Annotated in this window: 17 protein-coding genes and 1 pseudogene; 6 read left to right on the forward strand and 12 right to left on the reverse strand. The window is 71.5% G+C overall.

All coding sequences use genetic code 11. The features are described from left to right. Nucleotides 1–452 precede the first annotated feature (452 nt). Together IEY56_RS22525 and bldG are read right to left on the reverse strand one after the other, a co-directional pair. The gene (locus IEY56_RS22525) at nt 453–896 is read right to left on the reverse strand and encodes an ATP-binding protein (RefSeq protein WP_189039109.1); all 444 of its coding nucleotides are present in this window, start codon (nt 894–896) and stop codon (nt 453–455) included. 102 nt (nt 897–998) lie between these two features. Continuing rightward, entirely contained in the window at nt 999–1,340 is a 342-nt protein-coding gene (gene bldG / locus IEY56_RS22530; RefSeq protein ID WP_019547857.1) for an anti-sigma factor antagonist BldG, read from the reverse strand. A 220-nt stretch (nt 1,341–1,560) separates the two neighbouring features. Between bldG and sftH the strand changes: the two genes are divergently transcribed. Next, a complete protein-coding gene (gene sftH, locus IEY56_RS22535) occupies nt 1,561–4,071 on the forward strand; it encodes a DEAD/DEAH box helicase (RefSeq protein ID WP_229712119.1) in 2,511 nt (836 codons plus the stop codon). 180 nt (nt 4,072–4,251) lie between these two features. On the opposite strand, the pseudogene IEY56_RS22540 reads toward sftH, so the two are convergent. The 7 genes and pseudogenes from IEY56_RS22540 to ssd all read right to left on the reverse strand — a co-directional run. Then, a pseudogene (locus IEY56_RS22540) lies at nt 4,252–4,515 on the reverse strand (Rv3654c family TadE-like protein); the annotation flags it as partial. Beyond that, nucleotides 4,502–4,867: a TadE family type IV pilus minor pilin gene (locus IEY56_RS22545; protein ID WP_189039110.1), complete on the reverse strand. Its 366-nt coding sequence runs from the start codon at nt 4,865–4,867 to the stop codon at nt 4,502–4,504. The gene IEY56_RS22545 and the pseudogene IEY56_RS22540, both read right to left, overlap by 14 nt. Beyond that, nucleotides 4,854–5,108 carry a DUF4244 domain-containing protein gene (locus IEY56_RS28970; RefSeq protein ID WP_189039111.1) on the reverse strand — a complete coding sequence of 85 codons (255 nt, stop codon included), beginning with the start codon at nt 5,106–5,108 and terminating at the stop codon, nt 4,854–4,856. Before IEY56_RS28970 ends, IEY56_RS22545 begins: the two co-directional genes overlap by 14 nt. Nucleotides 5,109–5,185: 77 nt before the next feature. Further along, a complete protein-coding gene (locus IEY56_RS22555; RefSeq protein WP_189039112.1) occupies nt 5,186–6,064 on the reverse strand; it encodes a type II secretion system F family protein in 879 nt (292 codons plus the stop codon). Next, nucleotides 6,061–6,951: a type II secretion system F family protein gene (locus IEY56_RS22560; protein WP_189039163.1), complete on the reverse strand. Its 891-nt coding sequence runs from the start codon at nt 6,949–6,951 to the stop codon at nt 6,061–6,063. Before IEY56_RS22560 ends, IEY56_RS22555 begins: the two co-directional genes overlap by 4 nt. 44 nt (nt 6,952–6,995) lie before the next feature. Continuing rightward, nucleotides 6,996–8,315, reverse strand: a complete 1,320-nt coding sequence (locus IEY56_RS22565; RefSeq protein ID WP_373292158.1) for a TadA family conjugal transfer-associated ATPase — start codon at nt 8,313–8,315, stop codon at nt 6,996–6,998. A gap of 92 nt (nt 8,316–8,407) precedes the next feature. Continuing rightward, nucleotides 8,408–9,562, reverse strand: coding sequence for a septum site-determining protein Ssd (gene ssd / locus IEY56_RS22570; protein WP_189039114.1), 1,155 nt, complete (start codon nt 9,560–9,562; stop codon nt 8,408–8,410). Between the two features lie 452 nt (nt 9,563–10,014). Between ssd and IEY56_RS22575 the strand changes: the two genes are divergently transcribed. Further along, complete coding sequence (locus tag IEY56_RS22575) at nt 10,015–10,854, forward strand: HAD family hydrolase (protein ID WP_189039115.1); 840 nt, start codon at nt 10,015–10,017, stop codon at nt 10,852–10,854. Nucleotides 10,855–11,163: 309 nt separating this feature from the next. Here the strand turns inward: IEY56_RS22575 and IEY56_RS22580 are convergent, their stop codons facing one another. Then, on the reverse strand, nt 11,164–11,988 hold the full coding sequence (locus tag IEY56_RS22580) for a Fic family protein (RefSeq protein ID WP_189039116.1): 825 nt from the start codon (nt 11,986–11,988) through the stop codon (nt 11,164–11,166). 108 nt (nt 11,989–12,096) lie between these two features. Here IEY56_RS22580 and IEY56_RS22585 point away from each other — a divergent pair, with 108 nt between their 5' ends. Then, entirely contained in the window at nt 12,097–13,095 is a 999-nt protein-coding gene (locus IEY56_RS22585; protein ID WP_189039117.1) for an ATP-binding protein, read from the forward strand. Nucleotides 13,096–13,228: 133 nt separating this feature from the next. Here the strand turns inward: IEY56_RS22585 and IEY56_RS22590 are convergent, their stop codons facing one another. After that, nucleotides 13,229–14,458 (reverse strand): polysaccharide deacetylase family protein, encoded by a 1,230-nt coding sequence (locus tag IEY56_RS22590; RefSeq protein WP_229712120.1) that lies wholly within the window; start codon nt 14,456–14,458, stop codon nt 13,229–13,231. Between the two features lie 475 nt (nt 14,459–14,933). On the opposite strand from IEY56_RS22590, the gene acs reads away from it, so the two are divergent. From acs to IEY56_RS22605, 3 genes are all read left to right on the forward strand, one after another. Next, a complete protein-coding gene (acs, locus tag IEY56_RS22595) occupies nt 14,934–16,898 on the forward strand; it encodes an acetate--CoA ligase (protein WP_189039118.1) in 1,965 nt (654 codons plus the stop codon). 403 nt (nt 16,899–17,301) lie between these two features. Beyond that, nucleotides 17,302–17,793: a phage holin family protein gene (locus tag IEY56_RS22600; protein WP_045865954.1), complete on the forward strand. Its 492-nt coding sequence runs from the start codon at nt 17,302–17,304 to the stop codon at nt 17,791–17,793. 229 nt (nt 17,794–18,022) lie between these two features. Beyond that, nucleotides 18,023–18,961 (forward strand): alpha/beta fold hydrolase, encoded by a 939-nt coding sequence (locus IEY56_RS22605; protein WP_189039119.1) that lies wholly within the window; start codon nt 18,023–18,025, stop codon nt 18,959–18,961. A gap of 580 nt (nt 18,962–19,541) precedes the next feature. Here IEY56_RS22605 and IEY56_RS22610 read toward each other — a convergent pair. Next, the gene (locus IEY56_RS22610; protein WP_189039165.1) at nt 19,542–20,741 is read right to left on the reverse strand and encodes a MarP family serine protease; all 1,200 of its coding nucleotides are present in this window, start codon (nt 20,739–20,741) and stop codon (nt 19,542–19,544) included. Nucleotides 20,742–20,785 lie beyond the last annotated feature (44 nt).

Raw genomic sequence — 20,785 nt, forward strand, 5'->3', positions numbered from 1 at the left:
CAGAGGCCCGTACAGAGGGACGCGACCGCCAGAGGGTGCGGTGTCACCGGCTTGATGAAGATCCGGAAACAATTGCGACTCAGGCGGAATACTAGCTTCCGAATCCCTGCGACCAGCGCTGGGGGCCCTTGGGCTCTTCTGCCGCACCCGCCCCGTCTCAGCTCCGCGCGTCACGGACGCGAAGCGTCCGGCGGTCAGGGCCCCGCCCGGTTCTCCTCGCTCGCCGAGAGCCGGCTCCAGCTGTCCGCCGCGCGGCGAGCTTCCCGGAGCAGCTGGGCGCCGGGACGGGCGTCACAGCAGGCGCTGGGACTATGCGCGGGGGTGCGACGTCCGGGACGGGGCTCCATCGCGAGCAGCCCGGCTTCGGGCGAGGCTGACGAACGGTGCCGCCGCTGAGGAGCGGCGCAGGAAAAGCGGCCGGTGGAGTAGGTTCAGGAAGAACGGCCCACGGCTCAGGGGAGAACCGGCTCCGGAGTGACGGGCCAACTCATGCGGATCAGGCCGCCCTTGTCGTCCGCGATCACTTCCACGTCGTCCACGAGACCGCTGATGACGGCGAGGCCCATCTCGCTCTCGGCCTCTTCGCTGTCCGCCGTCGGGGAAGCCGGGGCAGGGGCCGTGGAACCGTGGGCGCCCGCAGTCGCCGTCGGAGCCGCGTCGCCCACCTCGATGGAGAACTTCTTCTCCTCCTCGATGAGCGCCACGCGTACGGGGGTGTCGAGTCCATGGCCCACGTGCAGGCCGACAGCGCGGGAGCACGCCTCACCGACCGCCAGGCGCACCTCGTCGAGCACGGCCTCGTCCACCCCGGCCCGCCGCGCCACTGCTGCGGCCACCAGCCTTGCCGTACGCACGTGCTCCGGCAACGCGCTGAAGCGGAGTTCCACGATGGCCATGCCATCCCCCTCGGTCTTGCACTGTCACATTGCCGGGTACCGGGCTCGCAGAGCCCGGTACCTCCGGCGTCTTTCGAATAGCCGGTCCGTCCGCGACGGACGTCAGTCGGTCGCGGCGACGGCCTCGTCCACGGAACCGTGGATGGGGAACACCTTGGTCAGACCGGTGATTCGGAAGATCTTGAGAATGCGCTCCTGGTTGCACACGAGACGCAGCGAGCCCTCGTGGGCACGCACCCGCTTGAGCCCGCCGACGAGCACACCGAGTCCGGTGGAGTCCAGGAAGTCGACGCCTTCCATGTCCACGACGAGGTGGTAGCTGCCGTCGTTCACAAGCTCGACCAGCTGCTCCCGCAGCTTGGGCGCGGTGTATACATCAATCTCGCCACCGACCTCGACGATCGTGCGATCGCCTACGGTCCGGGTCGACAGGGACAGGTCCACGGATCCTCCAGCACCTTGCTATCGAGTCGTCCCCCCACTGAAATATCCCAGCCGAGGACAGGCCGGGACAGCGGGCGGATCGGCAGCCGCAGAAGCATTCAATCACTTACGGGCCTGCACGCACGACGCCTTGCGGTCATTGAGCGTCGCGCCGGGGACACCCTGGGTGCCCACGGGCGACCGACCGCTTCTGGTCGCGACGAGCGTACGCTCACCTGCTGTGCCCTCCCGCAAGGTATCCGACAGTGATCCCCGAACGGTGCTCGCCCAACTCACCGCCGGGGAGGGCAGGGCTGCCCGCATCACCCATACGGAGCACTTGCCCCCGCGGGCGGGCCGCCATGCGGAATGGCCCGGTCAGATCCGGCCTGAAGTGATCGATGCCGTAAGGGAGTCGGGCGTCGAACGGCTCTGGGAGCACCAGGCGCGCGTCGCCGAGCACGCCCTCAGCGGCGAATCAGTGATCATCGCCACAGGCACCGCCTCCGGAAAGTCGCTCTCGTACCTCATACCGACCCTGAGCGCTCTCCTCGCGGGCACGGACCCGGTGGCCGGAGCGGGAGAAGCAGGCGAGGGCGAGGACGAGGAGAGCGCCGGGAACGGGGCCGCCTCGGAGGCCGCCGGGACAGCTGCCGGGAAGGACGGCGCGAGGGATGTCGGCAGCCGTCCGCCGAAGCAGCGCGCGAGGAGCTCGGCCGGTGGGCCGCAGAGGCACCGCCGCGGCGGCACCGCCCTGTACCTGGCGCCCACGAAGGCGCTCGCCGCCGACCAGTGCCGCGCCGTCACGGAACTGGCCGCGCCGCTGGGGACCGCGATACGGCCGGCCGTCTACGACGGGGACACCCCCTTCGAAGAGCGCGAGTGGGTGCGCCTCTTCTCCAACTACGTGCTCACCAACCCGGACATGCTGCACCGGGGAATCCTCCCCGCCCACGCGCGCTGGGCCTCCTTCCTGCGCTCCCTGCGCTACGTCGTCATCGACGAGTGCCACACCTACCGCGGTGTCTTCGGCTCCCACGTGGCACAGGTGATCCGGCGGCTGCGGAGGATCTGCGCCCGGTACGGCTCGGAGCCCGTCTTCCTCCTGGCGTCCGCCACCTCAGCCCGGCCGGGTGAGTCCGCCGCGCGTCTGACCGGCGTACCCGTGACCGAAGTCACCGAAGACGCCTCTCCCCGGGGCGAGTTGGTCTTCGCGCTGTGGGAGCCGCCGCTGACCGAGTTCGAAGGCGAGCGCGGAGCCCCGGTACGGCGCACAGCCACCGCCGAGGCGGCGGAGCTGCTCACGGACCTGGCCGTGCGGAGCGTGCGCACCGTCGCCTTCGTGCGATCGCGCCGGGGCGCCGAACTGATCTCGCTGATCGCCAAGGACCGTCTCGGCGCCGTGGACCGGCGGCTGCCGGACCGGATCGCCGCGTACCGGGGCGGATACCTTCCCGAGGAGCGCCGCGCCCTCGAACAGCGCCTGCACTCGGGCGACCTCCTCGGTCTCTCCGCGACCAACGCGCTGGAACTGGGCGTCGACGTGTCAGGCCTCGACGCCGTGCTCATCACCGGATATCCCGGCACACGTGCGTCTGTGTGGCAGCAGGCCGGGCGAGCCGGACGGTCGGGGGAAGGCGCGCTCGCCGTTCTGGTCGCGCGGGACGACCCTCTCGACACCTATCTCGTGCACCACCCCGAATCGCTCTTCCGCGCCCCCGTCGAGTCGACCGTCCTCGACCCGGACAACCCGTATGTCCTCGCTCCCCATCTCTGCGCGGCCGCCGCTGAGATCCCCCTCACCGAGGCCGACGCGGAGCTCTTCGGGCCGGGCTGCCCGGATCTGCTGCGGCAGCTGGAGGGGCGCAAGCTGCTGCGGCGGCGCGGAGGCTCCTGGTTCTGGACCCGCAAGGAGCGAGCGGCCGACCTCGCCGACATCCGAGGCTCCGGAGGGACGCCCGTCCAGATCGTGGAGGACGGAACGGGCCGCCTCCTCGGCACGGTCGACGCCGCGTCCGCCCACACCAACGTGCACGAGGGCGCCGTGCATCTGCACCAGGGGCGCACCTACGTGGTCAAGCACCTCGATCTGGAGGACTCCGTGGCGCTCGTGGAGGAGGCGAGCCCGCCCTGGACCACGATGGCCAGGGACACCACGTCCGTGTCCGTGCTCGAGACGGAGGCGGAGGTGCCCTGGGGCGAGGCCCGGCTCTGCTACGGGACCGTGGAGGTGACGAACCAGGTCGTCTCGTATCTCCGCCGTCGCCTCGTGACCGGGGAGGTCATGGGCGAGACGAAGCTCGACCTTCCCCCTCGTACGCTGCGCACTCGCGCCGTGTGGTGGACCGTCACCGAAGACCAGCTCGACGCGGCCCGGATCGGCCCGGAGATCCTCCCCGGGGCGCTGCACGCCGCCGAGCACGCCGCCATCGGCCTGCTGCCGCTGTTCGCGACGTGCGACCGGTGGGACATCGGCGGCGTCTCCATCCCCCTGCACCCCGACACCCTGCTGCCCACCGTGTTCGTCTACGACGGGCAGCCCGGCGGCGCCGGCTTCGCGGAACGCGCCTTCCACACAGCTCGCGAATGGCTGACCGCCACCCGGGACGCCATCGCGGCCTGCGAGTGCGAGGCCGGCTGCCCCTCGTGCATCCAGTCGCCCAAGTGCGGCAACGGCAACGATCCGCTGCACAAGCGGGGCGCCGTCCGGCTGCTGGCGGAGCTGCTCAAGCCCCCGCCTTCCGGGACGTAGCAGCTCCGGCCGAGGCGCTATCACCTCGCGGCGGTCCGCGTCCGTCGCTGTTGCGGCGGTCGAGCTCGGTTCCGGACCTGCGTTCGGGGCGGTCGTCCCGGCTCGGGTGGCCGCGTCCGGCGGACCCGCTCTGGCCCGGGCCTCGGGCGCGTACGGGCCCATCGACACCCGCGCAGACACGTCGGCGACCTCACCGCGCACGGAGCACCGGACCAGGCGGGCACCTTGCGCGGACGCCACCCGACGGGCCGCGGCACACGCCCGGCCTTCGCCGTCGAGGGCGCGGTCCGCTGCGGCGAGCGCCGACAGGTCCGCCGCCCCGGCAGCACGGTGCCGCAGGGCGACCGCCTGTCCGAGCCCCAGCAGCGTGGCCGCGACGCCGCACAGCACCACGCCGCTCAGCGCCGCCCAGACCGTCGCCGAACCGCGGTCACGTCCCCGCACGGCCGGTGCCTCCCGCCCCGTCCTCGGCCAGGGCGACCGCTTCGGCGCTCAACGCGACCGACAGCGGGCCGGGGCCGAGGGATCGTGCCGTGACGCGCACACGCACGAGGTCCTCCTGACGGTGGGTCTGCACGGTGGCGTCCTCCGGAGCGGCGGAGAGCGCGACGGATCGTACGGCGGCCTCTCCCTCGCCCCGCGCCGCCGCACGGGCTCCGGCACGTGCCCCGTCGACCACCTGGATGTGCTGTGCCGCCGCCATGACTCCCCACAGCAGCATCCCGAACAGCAGGACCAGGGCCGGTACGACGACTGCGGTCTCCGCGGTGACGTAACCGTCGTCAGCCGCTCGCATCGAGCGCCCTCTCGATCAGTTGCTGCAACTCGGCGCTGACCGCGCCGCTCGTCAGCACCTTGTAGAGCACGGCTGCGAATCCGCACGCCGCGATCGTCCCGACCGCGTACTCGGCGGTGCTCATGCCCGTATCGCGCACCAACCCATGCCGTACGGCGAGGAGATGGCGGCGTCCCGAGCGCCGCAACCGATGCTCGGTTGCGATGCAGGGCCGAAGGATCCGGCTGAGCTTGGTGGACATGGTTCGTTCCTTTCTGAGGTGAGGCGGTCAGCCGGTGACGTCCAGCCGAGACTGGCTCCGCCGCACGGCTGCGGGGTTCAGAGCAGGGACCGGGCCAGGCCTATGACCACCGGGGCCACACCGACTGCCAGGAACGCGGGAAGGAAGCACAGGCCCAGCGGCCCCGTCACCAGAACCGCCGCGCGCCTGGCGCGAGTTGCGGCTGCCCGCGAGGCCGTGGCGCGCAGCTCGGCGGCGAGCCTCGTCACGGACTCCGCTGCCGGTACTCCGCCGCTGCCCGCGCGCTCCATGGAGCGGACGAAGGTGGCGCCGCCCGGCAACGTCCCGAATCGCCCCCAGACCGCGGCGGGTTCAGCTCCGAGATGCAGCTCCGTCGCCGCCCTCGTCAGCCTGGCTCCCAGCGGTCCGCCCATCGACCGGCCCACCGCGTCGGCTGCCCGGTCCGGCGCGGAGCCCGCAGCGAGACAGGCTGCGAGCAGCTCGGCCGCCAGAGGCAGCTGTGCACCAGCTGTGCGGAGTTCGGCCAGGTCACCGCTGCCGGCGTCAGATCCCTCCCTTCGAACCGCCCATCGCCACACGCAGTACGCCCCGAAACCCGCGGCCAGCCAGCCGAAGACTCCGTCGACGACGGTCACGATCAGCGCCCCCGCGCCCGTCGCAGCCGCCCCAGCTCGCAGCCGCCCGCGCCGGACCCGCCGCCTCCACCACTGCCGGTGAGCGTCGAGACAGTGCTGCGGCGAGCGGGCGGACCGACCGGAACGTCGCAGACCGGCGGTACCGGACCCACGCTGCTCCGGCCGCTGTTCCCCTCCGGTCGGCTGCCCCAGCAGCGACCGGCCCCGGATACGCGCCCGCCAGCCCCTCCAGAGCTCCCAGCACAAGCCGGCGAGCGCTGCGAACGTCACCAGCAGCGGCACCCACACCCACGGATCGGCCCCAGCCATACCTGAGTTCATGCCGCGCCCTTCTCCTCGTACTTACCCGGGCCCTCCGCAGCACGGACGAGCCGGGCGACCCAGGCGAGCCCCGCCCACTCCAGCAGCCCGCCGACCGTCAGGCAGACCAGTCCAGCCGGGCTGTGCAGGAGGACGCGCATCGGATCGGCGCCCATCGCGGCACCGAGCAGCAGCCCGAATGCGGGCAGGAACGCGAGGACGAGTGCGGTGGAACGCGGCCCCGCCAGCAAGGCCTGTAATTCCTCGCGTTGGTCCCGCTCGGCCCGCAACGCGCAGGCCACCGCGTCGAGGCCCTTCGCGAGCCCGGCCCCTCCCTCCACCGACACGTGCCAGCAGGCCGCCACTCCCCCGAGGCCTTCCGCGCCGGGGCTGCGTGCCGCCTCCCGAAGCGCCTCCGGGACATCCCCGCCGAAGCGCGCCGCGGCCAGCACCGCCGCACCGCTCTCGCCCAGCTCCCTGAGGGGAACGGCACCTGCGGCGAGCAGCGCACGGTCCGGTTGCCTTCCCGCGTGCAGCTCGCCCGCGACCGCGGCGCACAGCTCGATCACTGCCGCTCCTCGACGTTCCGCCGCCGAGCGGCGCCCGCGCCTGAGCAGCAGCCGCCTGACGACGGGTACCGCGGCGGCGCCTGCGACAAGGGGCAGCAGCGACTCGCCCAGGAGCCCCAGCACCGCGCCCACTGGCAGACACCACCAGGCCCTGCCTTCGGGAGCGCCCAGCCGTTCCCGTACGGCGCTGACCAACGAGGCGCAGGCGGACGGCAGTCGGGGACCTGGATCGCACGGCCCGCCGTCTCCGGCGAGCATCAGACGTGCACGGTTCACCCCGCCGTCCCGCCCCGCGAGGAGCCAGGCGGCGGCACCCGCGCACACCATCGCCGCGTACATGGGTGCCGCGTCGAGCCCCGGCACTCCGGCTCCTCCGGCCCCCGTCACCGCGTTCCCCTCTCCCGCGCGGATCCCTCGGCCCCGTACGTGGCACGCCCGGTCCCGTACGCCGATCTCCCGTACGGGATGCCGAGCCCCGGGCCGCGCCCTCGGCTGCCGTGTTCGGTGACGGCGGCTCGATCTGTGCTCCCTCTTCCGCAGAGCCGCGCCAACCGCTCGGCGCCACGCTCCTCCACGAAGCCCCGGTCGCCCCACACCACGGCGGGAACCGTCGCGACCAGGCCGTCCGCGCCTCGCGTCAGCACGTGGATCTCGGCGACGCGCCGCCGGCCGGAACGGTCCCTCACGAGGTGCACCAGGACGTCCAGTGCGGCGGCGAGCTGGCTGTGCAGGGCCGCCCGGTCCAGCCCGGCGGCCGTCCCGAGCGCTTCGAGCCGGGCGGGGACGTCAGCCGCCGTGTTGGCGTGCAGCGTTCCGCAACCGCCCTCGTGGCCTGTGTTCAACGCGGCCAGCAGCTCGGTGACTTCAGCGCCGCGGACCTCCCCGACCACGAGCCTGTCCGGCCGCATCCGCAGTGCCTGGCGCACCAGGTCGTCCAGGCCCACCGTGCCCGCGCCCTCCTGGTTCGCGGGCCGCGCCTCCAGCCGCACGACGTGGGGGTGGTCCGGACGCAGTTCTGCCGAGTCCTCCGCGAGGACGATCCGCTCGTGAGGGGCGACGAGCCCCAGCAGCGCGCTCAGCAGCGTCGTCTTCCCGGAGCCGGTGCCCCCGCTGATGAGGAAGGAGAGCCTGGCGTCCAGCACGTCGCGGAGCAGCCGGTCACCCCCGGGAGGGAGGGTGCCCGCACTCACCAGCTCGGCCACCCGGAACGCACGAGGACGCACCACGCGCAGCGACAGGCACGTCGACCCCACCGCTACCGGCGGCAGTACGGCGTGCAGCCTCGTGCCGTCCGGTAGACGCGCGTCCACCCACGGCCGGGCGTCGTCCAGCCGCCGCCCCGCGGACGTCGCGAGCCGCTGCGCCAGGCGACGCACGGAGGCTTCGTTCCGGAAACGCACATCCGTCCGTTCCAGCCCCCTGCCGCGGTCGACCCACACCTCGTCAGGTCGGGTGACCAGCACGTCCGTGACCTCGGGGTCCGCGAGCAGGGGCTCCAGAGGACCGGTGCCGACCAACTCCGAGCGGAGCGCCTCCACCACACCCAGCACCGCGCTGTCGCCCAGCAGCCGCCCCTGGGCCCGCAGGGCCGACGCGACCCGGGCCGGCGTGGGCTCGGCCCCCGTCTCGGCGAGCGTGCGCCGAACCGCGTCGAGGAGCGACTCGTCGGCGGCGGGAGGCGGAGCAACGTCCGTCCCGCTCACGGCACTCCGGTCTCCTGAACGGGGCACGCGACGCGCGCCGGCCACTCCGGCCGTCATCCGCCCGCCCGCACTCAGCCCGCCGTCCACCGCGCTCATACGGCCACACCCCCGCCGCTGACGCCTCCGCTGAGGGCCTGGGACCAGAAGTCCCTGCAGAAGCGGGACAGCGCGCCGCTCGTCTTCGCCCCCGGCGGCACCCCTCGCTCGACCGCCTCCAGCAGCCCGGCCTCCCACGGGAGTTCACCGGCCAGCGGCAGCCTGAGCAGCCGTGCCACTTCCTCCTCGTCCAGCCCCGGCCCGTAGCCTCGCGCCCCGCCGGGGCCGCCGGGCGTACGCACCACCGCCCGCAGGTCGCTCAGCACCATCTGCGCGCGGGAGGCGACGCGGTGCGCGGCGGCGACCGCCCTCAGCTCAGCGGGGACGAGGAGCAGCCCGAGGTCCGTCTGCGCGAGTGCTTCGGCCACCGTCTCGTCGATCCGCCGCGGCAGGTCGACGACAACGACGCCGCCGCGCCGCCGCGCGGCGGAGAGCACGGACTTCATCGCGTCCGCGGGGATCAGCACGGAGTCCCCACGGTCCCAGCTGAGCACGCTCAAGTCGTGCAGTCTCGGCAGTGATTCCGCGAGCGCACCGCCGCCGACCCGCCCTCGCGACTCCGCGAACGCCGGCCATCGCAGTCCCTCCGTCCGTTCTCCGCCGAGCAGCACGTCGAGACCGCCTCCGAGGGCGTCGCCGTCGATCAGCATCGTGCGCTGGCCGTTCCGCGCCGCCGTGACGGCCAGGGCGCAGGCGAGGGTGGACGCGCCGGCTCCTCCCCGTCCGCCGAGGACCCCCACCGTCAGCGCCGGCCGGCCCACGCACTCCGCCGCGTCCGCGATGCGCCCCGCCAGCCAACTCTCCGCGTCGGGCAGCATGACGACGCCTTCCGCGCCGATCCGCGCCCCGCGCTCCCAGACCCCTGGGTCGTCCAGGTCCTTGCCGACGAGCAGCACGCCGGCTCTGCGGGCCGCTCCGGGTGTGCCTCCGCCGGACGCGCCGCTGAGACCGGGCGCTCCGGCGCAGTCGTCGCCCACGAGCACCAGCGGGGCCTTCTCCCAAGCCGCGGCGCCGCTCCAGCCCGCCCAGGCCACCCGGCTCAGGGGTGCTCCGTGTGCGACTTCCGCTTCCGCTCCGGCGGCTGCGCACAGGCGCAGCAGGTCATCAAGGAGTTCTTCGTCCTCGGTGACAATCAGAATGGTTTCGGCCACGTTCCAGAGCCCCTTCACTCTTCACAGCCTCGCTCCCGCAAACACCTGCGAGAGCTGTCGGGAATCACTGTGCGGTGAAGAGGAAATGCCTGGTGATCATGGTCAAAAACTGTGGACATGCCGCGAGTTGTGAATAACTCCGTCACCCGTCCTGGCGACTTCCGCAGAGCAGCACGCCGATTACACTCAGTTACTGATTTGATGGACGCCGGAACAGGCGCTCGAAGATCGCTCAAGGAGGAGTCGGTGACCGCTCGAGGAGAAAAAGGGCCCCGGACATGCGACGACCCCCGCCGGGGGGGAGAGCGGGGGTCGTCCCCAGGGCCGACTCGGGGGGGGAGGAGTCGGGCCGGGTTAGCACGGTCGCGAACGATCCGTGACTTCCATGGTGTACCCGAGAGCCTTCTCAGGCAAACCCACGCGCCACAGCTTACGCCGAATGGCTGGCGCCTATGCTCGCCTTCGTGGAAAACCTAGCGATGCGCCGCACAGCCGCGTTCTTCGATCTGGACAAGACGGTCATTGCGAAGTCGAGCACGCTCACCTTCGGCAGATCCTTCTACCAAGGTGGCCTGATCAATCGCCGTGCCGTACTCCGTACTGCTTACGCTCAGTTCGTATATCTCCTCGGCGGAGCCGACCACGACCAGATGGAGAGGATGCGCGAGTATCTCTCTGCCCTCTGCCGTGGCTGGAACGTCCAGCAGGTGAAGGAGATCGTCGCCGAGACGATCCACGACCTCATCGACCCGATCATCTACGACGAGGCCGCCTCCCTCATCGAGGAGCACCACCTCGCCGGGCGGGACGTCGTCATCGTCTCGACGTCGGGCGCGGAAGTCGTGGAGCCGATCGGAAAGTTGATCGGGGCGGACCGCGTCGTGGCGACCCGCATGGTCGTGGAGGACGGCTGCTACTCCGGCGAGATCGAGTACTACGCGTACGGGCCCGCGAAGGCGGAGGCGATCGCCTGGCTCGCCGAGACGGAGGGGTACGACCTGAGCCGCTGTTACGCCTACAGCGACAGCATCACCGACGTCCCCATGCTGGAGTCGGTGGGCAACCCCTACGCCGTCAACCCGGACCGGGCCCTGCGCAGAGAGGCCCTCAGCCGCGACTGGCCGGTTCTCACCTTCTCCCGCCCGGTGCGGCTCAAGCAGCGCGTGCCGAACCTGTCGATGCCCTCGCGGCCCGCGCTCGCCATCGCCGCGGCGGCGGTCGGCGCGGCGATGGCCACGGCGGGGCTGGTCTGGTACACGAGTCAGCGCCGCGCCCGCTTCGAGCAAGTTTGAGCGGAAAGGGAAATACCGTCCGCGAGGGGTTCCACATCGCCGCCCGCCGCAGTACAAAGGAGTTGACGGCCCGCGTGACCAGCGGAATCGGTTGAGGATTCCGACGCAGACAGGCCCACGGACCGGAAGCATGAATACCGGGTACCCACGCGACGCCAAGCCCGCGTAACGGGCTAGCTCGCAGGTGACGGGCACAGCGTCCCGACCTGACGGGCCCGATGAGAGCACGCACTGGTAGCGCAGTATCCATGCCAGCGGCGGCACCACCCGCAAGGGCGGTGCCGCCGCAATTCGCTGTGTCTCTCGTGCCTACGCGGCTCCGCGCTGGAGTGCCTCGCACACCGCGGTGGTCTCGCGGGCGCCGAGTTCGGCCGCCTTCCCGCAGTGCCCGATCCATGCTGCCATGCCCTCGGGCGTCCCCGAGGCGTACGCGGCGAGGGCCATCGCGTACTGCTCGCGCCCCAGTTCCGCGTGTCCGGCCTCGGCGGGGCAGATCGACTTGGGGTCCAGGCCGCTCGCGACCAGGACGATCCGCTCGGCGGCACGCGCCACCAGGCCGTTGTACGAGCCGAAGGGCCGCAGTGCGGCCAGTTCGCCGTGCACCACCGACGCGACCACGAGGGCCGGCGCCTCGCTTCCGGCCACGACGAACTGCGCCAGCCCGTCCAGCCGTACGGCCACGTCCTCCGCCACCGGAGGCTGCCCCAGGCCCAGGTCCGGTTCGTTCACGGCCTCGCCGGCGAGCCGGGGCCTTCCCACGGTCTCGTCCGGGGCGTCGCCCCCCGCGACGACGAGATGCAGCCGGGCAAGTACACGAAGGGGCGACTGCCGCCACACGTCCAGCAGTTGTCCCGCCTCCGCGGTGGCGCGCAGGGCGGCCCCCACGGCCCGCGGCTCGCCCTCTTCCCCGAAGTCGGTGCGCCGCCGCATCTCCTCCAGCGCCCAGTCGGCGCCCTCCAGCGCTGCGGAACCACGTGCGCCGCGCAGTGCGGCTTCCGCCGTCACCTCGCTGCTGCGGCGGCGCATGACGCGGTGCCCGTAGATGCGGTCCACTGCTTTCCGCACGGATTCCACGGAGTCCTGGACGCCCGGGAGCTTTCCGAGCGGGGCGAGAGGGTCAGCGGTGCTACTCATGCGTACGACCCTACGCGCCCGCTTTGCCGCAAGCCGCGCCCCACGATCGGGTGGTATTCCTGACGCCCTCACAGCCCCGGCGGCCTGCGCAGACCTACGCTCCTGTTCATGAAAATCGCTTTCGTCGGCAAGGGAGGCAGCGGCAAGACCACGCTGTCCTCTCTCTTCATCCGTCATCTCGCCGCTCGGCGCACCCCCGTGATCGCAGTGGACGCGGACATCAACCAGCACCTCGGTGCAGCGCTGGGGCTCGACGAGGCCGAGGCGGCCCGCATGCCCTCGATGGGTGCGCAACTGCCGCTCATCAAGGACTACTTGCGCGGCACGAACCCCCGTATCGCCTCCGCCGAGACGATGATCAAGACGACGCCGCCCGGGGAGGGCTCCCGCCTGCTGGGCGTCACCGGGGACAACCCCGTCTACCGGGCCTGTGCCCGCACGCTCAGGCCCGAGGGAGACGTAGGCGGCGACGTGCGGCTGATGGTCACCGGCCCCTTCACCGAGGCCGACCTGGGCGTGGCCTGCTACCACTCCAAGACCGGCGCCGTCGAGCTCTGCCTGAACCATCTCGCCGACGGGCGCGACGAGTTCGTCGTCGTCGACATGACGGCGGGCAGCGACTCCTTCGCGTCCGGCATGTTCACGCGCTTCGACATGACGTTCCTGGTCGCGGAGCCCACCCGCAAGGGGGTCTCCGTGCACCGCCAGTACAAGGAGTACGCGCGGGACTTCGGGGTGCCGCTGAGCGTCGTGGGCAACAAGGTGCAGGGACCGGACGACCTGGAGTTCCTGCGGGACGAGGTCGGCGACGACCTGCTCACCGCGTTCGGGCAGTCGGACTGGGTGCGCGCGATGGAGAAGGGCCGCCCCCGCACGCTGGCCGAACTGGAGGAGCCCAACCGCTGCGCCCTGGACGTCCTCAGGGAGACGGCCGACGCCGCGTACGAACGGCGCGACTGGCAGCGCTACATGGAGCAGATGGTCCACTTCCACCTGCGCAACGCGGAGAGCTGGGGCAACGACAAGACCGGGGCCGACCTGTCCGAGCAGGTCGACCCCGGCTTCGTCCTGGGGGAACGGCCGGCTCCGCAGCCGCAGCCCGCCTGAGCGGGCGCCCGGTTACTCAGCGGGATCCCCCGCTGCCCGGGGCGCCGGCGAGCGGCGCCCCGGGCTTTCGACGGAGTAAGGGGAGAGGGCGGACAGGGGACGTGACGGTCAGGCGTGGCGTCGGGGAGGGACGTCAGCGGGAGAGGAGCTTGGTCCGCGGGCCGCGCAGGAACTTCTTCCAGCCGCCCTCGGGCTTCTCACCGACGGGCAGCGAGCGCAGCCGCTCGAGCACCTCCGGATCCTGCTCGTCCAGCCATTCGACCAGCTGCTTGAACGAGACGCAGCGGACCTCGCGCTTCTGGCACACCGACTTCATGACGTCCTCGACGGCGTCCATGTAGACCCCGCCGTTCCAGTCCTCGAAGTGGTTGCCGACGATCATCGGCGCGCGGTTGCCGTTGTAGGCACGCTCGAAGCCCTGCATCAGGCCGTCGCGCATCTGCTTGCCGTAGGCCGCGTGCTTCGCAACCGGTCCGTTGACGGTTCCGGACTGGTTCGCCAGGAAGTTGTAGTCCATGGAGAGGGTCTCGAACTTCCGGCCCGGCATGGGGACTTCCTGCAGCGGCAGGTCCCACAGACCGCTCTTCTTCCCGGGCCAGACCTGCCGTCCGTTGCCGCTGGAGTCGTAGCGGAAGCCCATCGACTCCGCCGCCTTCAGCAGGTTCTCCTGACCCTGGAGACAGGGGGTGCGCCCGCCTATCAGCTCCCGTTCGTAGTCGAAGGGAAGCGGGTCCTCGCCCTTCCAGCCGGTGGTCGTCTTCCAGTTCTTGACGAACCACTTGGCCTGGCGTATTTCGCTCTTCCACTGGTCCACCGACCAGCTGCCGACACCGCTCGGGCCGCAGAAGTGCCCGTTGAAGTGGGTGCCTATCTCGTTTCCGTCGAGCCACGCCTTGCGTATCTCCTTCAGCGTGGCGCGTATGTTCGCGTCCTTGAGGTAGCCGATATCCGAGGCGCCCGTGCGGTGCCCGGGGGGCCTGTAGCGGGACGACTCGTCCTCGGGGAGGGCGTAGACGCCGCTGAGGAAGAACGACTGCGCCGCGCCGTACCGCTTGCCCGCCTTGCGGAACCGGGAGAAGAGCTTCTTGCCGTCCTCCCCGGCGCCGTCCCAGGAGAAGACCACGAACTGCGGGGGCTTCTCACCGGGGGTCAGGCGGCGGGAGACGGGCTGGTTCGGCTGGGCGCCGGTCAGGGCCGTCGACCCGTCCCCGATGACGCGGGACTGCTTCGCGGCCTTCTCCTCGGGGGCGGGCTTGCCGTGGCGTTCCGGAACGCCCGTGATGGTGCCTCCGGAACAGCCGCTCATCACCGTGAGCGCCATCCCCGTGGATATGCCCACGAGCCACCGTCGCGTGGCTGTCATCGGATCACCTCATCCTTGTCCTTGTCTCTCCGTAACGGAGCGACTCCGGTACGTGAATCAAACGTTGCATGTCACGCATAACCGGCAACTCGGGCAAGGGATCAGGGTGGGATCGGGGTGACTTCTTCACTCGTTGAGCCGTAGGACGGCGTCCGCGAGCAGGTTCGACGGCGGACGGCCGCACCGTCTCCGGCCGCCGTCCACCGGGGCGCGTAGGGCCAACTACCGGGGGCACACGAGGGCGAGAAGCGGCCCGCGGGGTTTCCGGGGACCCCTGGGCGAGGGCCCCGCCCTCAGCTTCGGAGCACCGTCCGCAAGTTCACCGCCCGGCTCCGGACGCATGGCCATGACAGGTCTAAACCAATTTCGTCGAGAACCCTTGTCACAACGGCGCAACGGCTGATGAGCTGTACCCGAGGTCCGAGGTCCGGGGCCTGTGGAGGACACAACAGACACCCTGGGAAAGGGAGATGTCGTGAGCAACGAAAGCCTGGCCAATCTGCTCAAGGAAGAGCGGAGGTTCGCGCCGCCCGCCGATCTGGCTGCCCAAGCCAACGTGACCGCCGAGGCGTACGAGCAGGCGAGGACTGATCGGCTGGGCTTCTGGGCCGAGCAGGCACGCCGCCTGACCTGGGGCAAGGAGCCGACCGAGACGCTCGACTGGTCCAACCCGCCCTTCGCCAAGTGGTTCAAGGACGGCAAGCTCAACGTCGCCTACAACTGCGTGGACCGGCACGTCGAGGCCGGGAACGGCGACCGCGTCGCACTGCACTTCGAAGGCGAGCCGGGCGACACCCGCTCCCTCACCTACGCGGACCTTCAGCGCGAGGTCTCCAAGGCCGCCAACGCGCTGACGGAGCTGGGCGTCAACGCCGGCGACCGCGTCGCCGTCTACATGCCGATGATCCCGGAGACCGTGGTCGCGATGCTGGCGTGCGCCCGCATCGGCGCCCCGCACTCGGTGGTCTTCGGCGGCTTCTCCGCCGACGCGCTGGCGACCCGCATCCAGGACGCCGACGCCCGCGTCGTCATCACGTCCGACGGCGGCTACCGGAAGGGCGGCGCCAGCGCGCTCAAGCCCGCCGTGGACGAGGCGCTGACCAGGCCGGGCACGGAGAACGTCCGCAACGTGCTGGTGGTCAGGCGCACCGGCCAGGAGGACATCGACTGGAACGACGGCCGCGACGTGTGGTGGCACGACGTCGTCGACCGGCAGAGCGACCAGCACACGCCGCAGGACTTCGACGCGGAGCACCCGCTCTTCATCCTGTACACCTCCGGCACCACCGGAAAGCCGAAGGGCATCCTCCACACCACCGGCGGATACCTCACCCAGGTCGCCTACACCCACCACGCCGTGTTCGACCTCAAGCCGGACACGGACGTCTACTGGTGCACGGCCGACGTCGGCTGGGTGACCGGGCACTCGTACATCGTCTACGGGCCGCTCGCGAACGGCGCCACGGAGGTGCTGTACGAGGGCACCCCCGACACCCCGCACAAGGGCCGCTGGTGGGAGATCGTCGAGAAGTACAAGGTCTCGCTGCTCTACACCGCGCCTACCGCCATCCGCGCCTGCATGAAGTGGGGCGACGACATCCCGGCCAAGTTCGACCTGTCGTCGCTGCGCATCCTCGGCTCCGTCGGCGAGCCCATCAACCCGGAGGCATGGGTCTGGTACCGCCACCACATCGGCGGCGACCGCACGCCCATCGTCGACACCTGGTGGCAGACGGAGACCGGCGGCGTCATGGTCAGCCCGCTGCCGGGTGTCACCGAGACCAAGCCGGGCTCCGCGCAGCAGGCGCTGCCCGGCATCTCGGCGACCGTCGTGGACGACGAGGCGCGCGAGGTGCCCGACGGCGGCGGCGGATACATGGTGCTCACCGAGCCCTGGCCGTCGATGCTGCGCACCATCTGGGGCGACGACCAGCGCTTCCTCGACACCTACTGGTCCCGCTTCGAGAACCTGTACTTCGCCGGTGACGGCGCGAAGAAGGACGACGACGGCGACATCTGGCTGCTGGGCCGCGTCGACGACGTCATGCTCGTCTCGGGGCACAACATCTCCACCACCGAGGTCGAGTCGGCGCTCGTCTCCCACCCGAAGGTCGCCGAGGCGGCCGTCGTCGGGGCCACCGACCCGCAGACGACGCAGTCCATCTGCGCGTTCGTCATCCTCCGCGGTTCGGCCGCCGAGGACGACGGGCTGGTGGACGAGCTGCGCCAGCACGTCTCGAAGCAGCTCGGCCCGATCGCGAAGCCCAAGCGGATCCTGCCGGTGGCGGAGCTGCCCAAGACGCGTTCCGGCAAGATCATGCGCCGGCTGCTCCGCGACATCGCGGAGAACAGGGAGCTCGGCGACGTCAGCACGCTGACCGACTCCTCCGTCATGGCGCTGATCCAGGACAAGCTGCCGAGCGCGGCCAGCGAGGACTGAGACGTGGGCTGAGACGTGCGCCTTCGGGTGGACCGAGGCGTTCGCTGACGCGGCGAAGTCCCGTCCGGCACGGGCCCGTTCCGGTGGGGACGGGCCGTCCGGCGGGCGGAGCAGCGGCCGGCGCACCGCCGGCCGCTCCGCCGAAGTGGAGCGTACGAGAGGGGCATCCGGCGCCCGCCGGGTGTCCCTTTCCGCGTCGCTGGGCACTCGGCGAGGCCAGGGGGCCGCCCGGCGCGGCCCCGGGGCGTTGCGCCCTCCGCCAGGCGTCGCCCCGTACGCTTCGTCAACGTCGGGGCCGCGGGCCGGGCTTGCACCCGTGACCTCCCTGGGCACCCGTGCAGCACGATGGTCCGGCATGATCTGACGGACGAGCAGGCCAGATCCGATGGAGAGGGAGAAACCGATGAGTTCTGCCGACGACGGCCGCAGTCTCGGCCAGTTGGTCGCCTCGGCGACGGCCGAGATGTCCGCGCTCGTACACGACGAGATCGCGCTGGCCAAGGCCGAGATCCGGCAGGACGTGAAGCGGGGGATCGTCGGCGGTGGCGCCGCCACCGTCGCCGGGGTGCTGCTGCTCTTCTCGCTGCCGGTGCTCAGCTTCGCCGCCGCCTACGGCATCCACAACCTCGGTCTGGGGCTCGCCTGGTCGTTCCTGATCGTGGGCGGCGCCTACATCGTCGTCGCCCTGATCCTGCTGCTCCTGGCCATGAGGAAGTTCAAGCGGATCAAGCCGCCGGAGAAGTCGATCGCCTCCGCGAAGGAGACGGCCGCCGTGCTCTCGCGCGCCAAGCCCCATCCTCGTCCGGCCGTCGACCTCGGCAAGGACGACCCGAGGCTCGAAGGGGGCGCCGGGCGACCGGCCGTGGAGCGGGCACCGCACTCGGCTGGCGTCTGACGCTGCGCCCGCGCTGCGGCTGCCGCGTCCGGCGGGCGGGAGACTCCCCCGGGCGCCGACGGGAGCTGAGCATGAGGGCCTGCGGGCAAGGGAGCCTGGGGCGTGCGCGGGCGCCCGACCGGACGGTTTCGCGTAGCGCTGCGCGCCCTGGCACCGCTCCGCACTCCCGCGCGCGGCTGCCGTCCGCGCGCGGCGTCCGGTCCGCCGGAAGTGTGACAGGCTCGTCCGTATGACGCGTCCCGCAGTTCCCGCCCACGTGATCCGTCCCGAAGGCCCCTGGACGCACCGGGACGTCGCCGCGAACGGGGCGCGTTTCCACATCGCCGAGACGGGTGACGGACCGCTCGTCCTGCTGCTGCACGGATTCCCGCAGTACTGGTGGACGTGGCGGCACCAGATGACGGCGCTCGCCGACGCCGGGTTCCGCGCCGTCGCCATGGACCTGCGCGGTGTCGGCGGCAGCGACCGCACACCGCGCGGTTACGACCCGGCCAACCTCGCCCTCGACGTGACCGGTGTCATCCGCTCGCTCGGCGAACCCGACGCCGCGCTCGTCGGCCACGACCTCGGCGGCTACCTGGCGTGGACGGCAGCCGTCATGCGGCCGAAGCTGATCCGGCGACTGGCCGTCTCCTCGATGCCCCACCCGCGGCGCTGGCGGGCGTCGATGCTCAAGGACGTGCGGCAGACGGCGGCCGGCTCGTACATCTGGGGATTCCAGCGTCCGTTCGTGCCGGAGCGTCAACTCGTCGCTGACGAGGGTGAGTTGGTGGGCAAGCTCGTGCGTGGCTGGGGCGGCCCCCGGTTCTCCGAGCAGCCCGATTCCGACGAGGCGGTCGACCGCTACCGGCAGGCCATGTGCATCCCCTCCACTGCGCACTGCTCCGTCGAGCCGTACCGCTGGCTGGTGCGTTCGCTCGCGCGTCCGGACGGGATCCAGTTCAACCGGCGGATGAAGCGCCCGGTCCGGGTTCCGACGCTGCAACTGCACGGGTCCCTCGATCCGGTGCTGCGTACGCGGAGCTCGGCCGGGTCGGGGCAGTACGTCGAAGCGCCGTACCGCTGGCGGTTGTTCGACGGTCTGGGCCACTGGCCGCACGAGGAGGACCCGGCCGCCTTCTCGTCCGAGCTCATCGGCTGGCTGAAGGACCCCGAACCCGACAGGTGACGCATGGTCCGGGCGGGCGGGGGCACCCGTGCGGACGGAGCGCGCCGCTCGGACACCGCCGCTCACGCTTCGCCCACGCGACCGACACGTGCCCCCCGCATACTCATTTGATGGCCCGTCAGACGGTTACCGGCCTCGGCGCCCGGGCAGAGTGCGCTGTATGGGCTGGACGCACGACTACCGTGACGTGGCACGTAAGAGCAGCGGACTGAAAGGGCTGGTCCCTGTGCAGCGAACGGGGCGCAACCGCCCCGATCGGCTCGGGATCATCGGCGAACCAGGGATTCCACATCTTCTCCGCCGTCGCGCGCGCTGGTTCGGCGCACGGCTGCGGCATCCACGCGGCTGAACCGCACCAGCGGATCACGCGTGCACTGACGAGACGCCGGCCGCCAGCGCATCGCGCTGTCGGCCGACGGCCCGGCGTACGCCGGGAGTTGGGCCGGCGCTCCTGAGCGGGCCGTTGCCGGCGCGCACCCCGCCGTGGGGCCCGCGTGTGCCGGCAGGGGCCAGGGCGGACCCCGTCGCCGCAGCGGCGGGTCGGCTTGGCTTCAGGCTTCCGATCCGTCAGACCGCCGGCTCACATCGCGCAGGTCTGGCTGTCGGCCCGCTTCGCGACGCTGCGGCCCCGCACCGCGTCGGAGCGCACCTCGTCGGCGGTCAGCGCGTACCCGGTGCGTGAGTCGTCGAGCGACTTGGCGAAGACGACTCCGTAGACCTTGCCGTCGGGCGTGAGGAGCGGGCCTCCGCTGTTGCCCTGGCGGATCGTGGTGTGCAGCGAGTAGATGTCGCGCCTCACCTTGTCGCGGTGGTAGATGTCGGGGCCGTCGGCGTCGACCCGGCCCCGCACCCTCGCGGCGCGGACGTCGTACCCGCCGTTCTCCGGGAAGCCCGCGACGATGGCGCCGTCGCCCCGCTTCGCGTCCTTGCCCGCGAACTCCAGTGCCGGTGCCTCCAGGGCGGGGACGTCGAGGACGGCAACGTCCCGCTTCCAGTCGTACAGCACGACCTCGGCGTCGTAGACCCGGCCCTCACCGCCGACCTGCACGGTCGGCTCCAGCACTCCCCCGACCACGTGGGCGTTCGTCATCACCCGGTGCCGGCCGTAGACGAAGCCGGTGCCCTCGAGGACCTTGCCGCACCTGGTGGCCGTACCGAGGACCTTGACGATGCTGCGCTTGGCCTCGGCCGCGACCGGCGACTTCGCCAGCTTCGGGTCGGGCGCCGGGACGGAGGTGATCGGCTCGTCGGAGAAGGGAGAGAAGACCTGCGGCAGCCCGTTCTGCGCGAGCGTCGAGGAGAAGTCGTTGAACCAGCTGTCCGCCTGCTGCGGCAGCACGCGTGAAACCCCCAGCAGCACGCTCGAGTTGCGCACCTCCTTGCTGACGGCCGGCAGGGACGTGCCCGCGAGGGCGGACCCGATGAGCCACGCCACGAGCAGCATCGCCACCACGTTCACCAGCGCCCCACCCGTGGCGTCCAGCGCCCGGGCGGGCGTCCACGTGATGTGCTGCCGCGCCTTGTTGCCGAGATGCGTGGTGAACGCCTGGCCGACGGACGCGCAGACGATGACGAGCACCACGGCCCCCACCACCGCGGCCGTGCCTGGCCGTGAATCGTCCGTCACCCGCTCCCAGACGAAGGGCAGCAGATAGACGGCGACGAGGCCGCCGCCGAGGAAGCCGGCAACCGAGAGGATGCCGACGATGAAGCCCTGCCGGTAGCCCACGACGGCGAACCACACGGCGGCGAGCAGGAGCACGAAGTCCAGCGCGTTCACGGAAGCCACCGTTTCATGCGGGCCCAGGAGCCCGGACGGGGGAC

This window comes from Streptomyces daqingensis, from assembly GCF_014645895.1.
Lineage (GTDB): Bacteria > Actinomycetota > Actinomycetes > Streptomycetales > Streptomycetaceae > Streptomyces > Streptomyces daqingensis.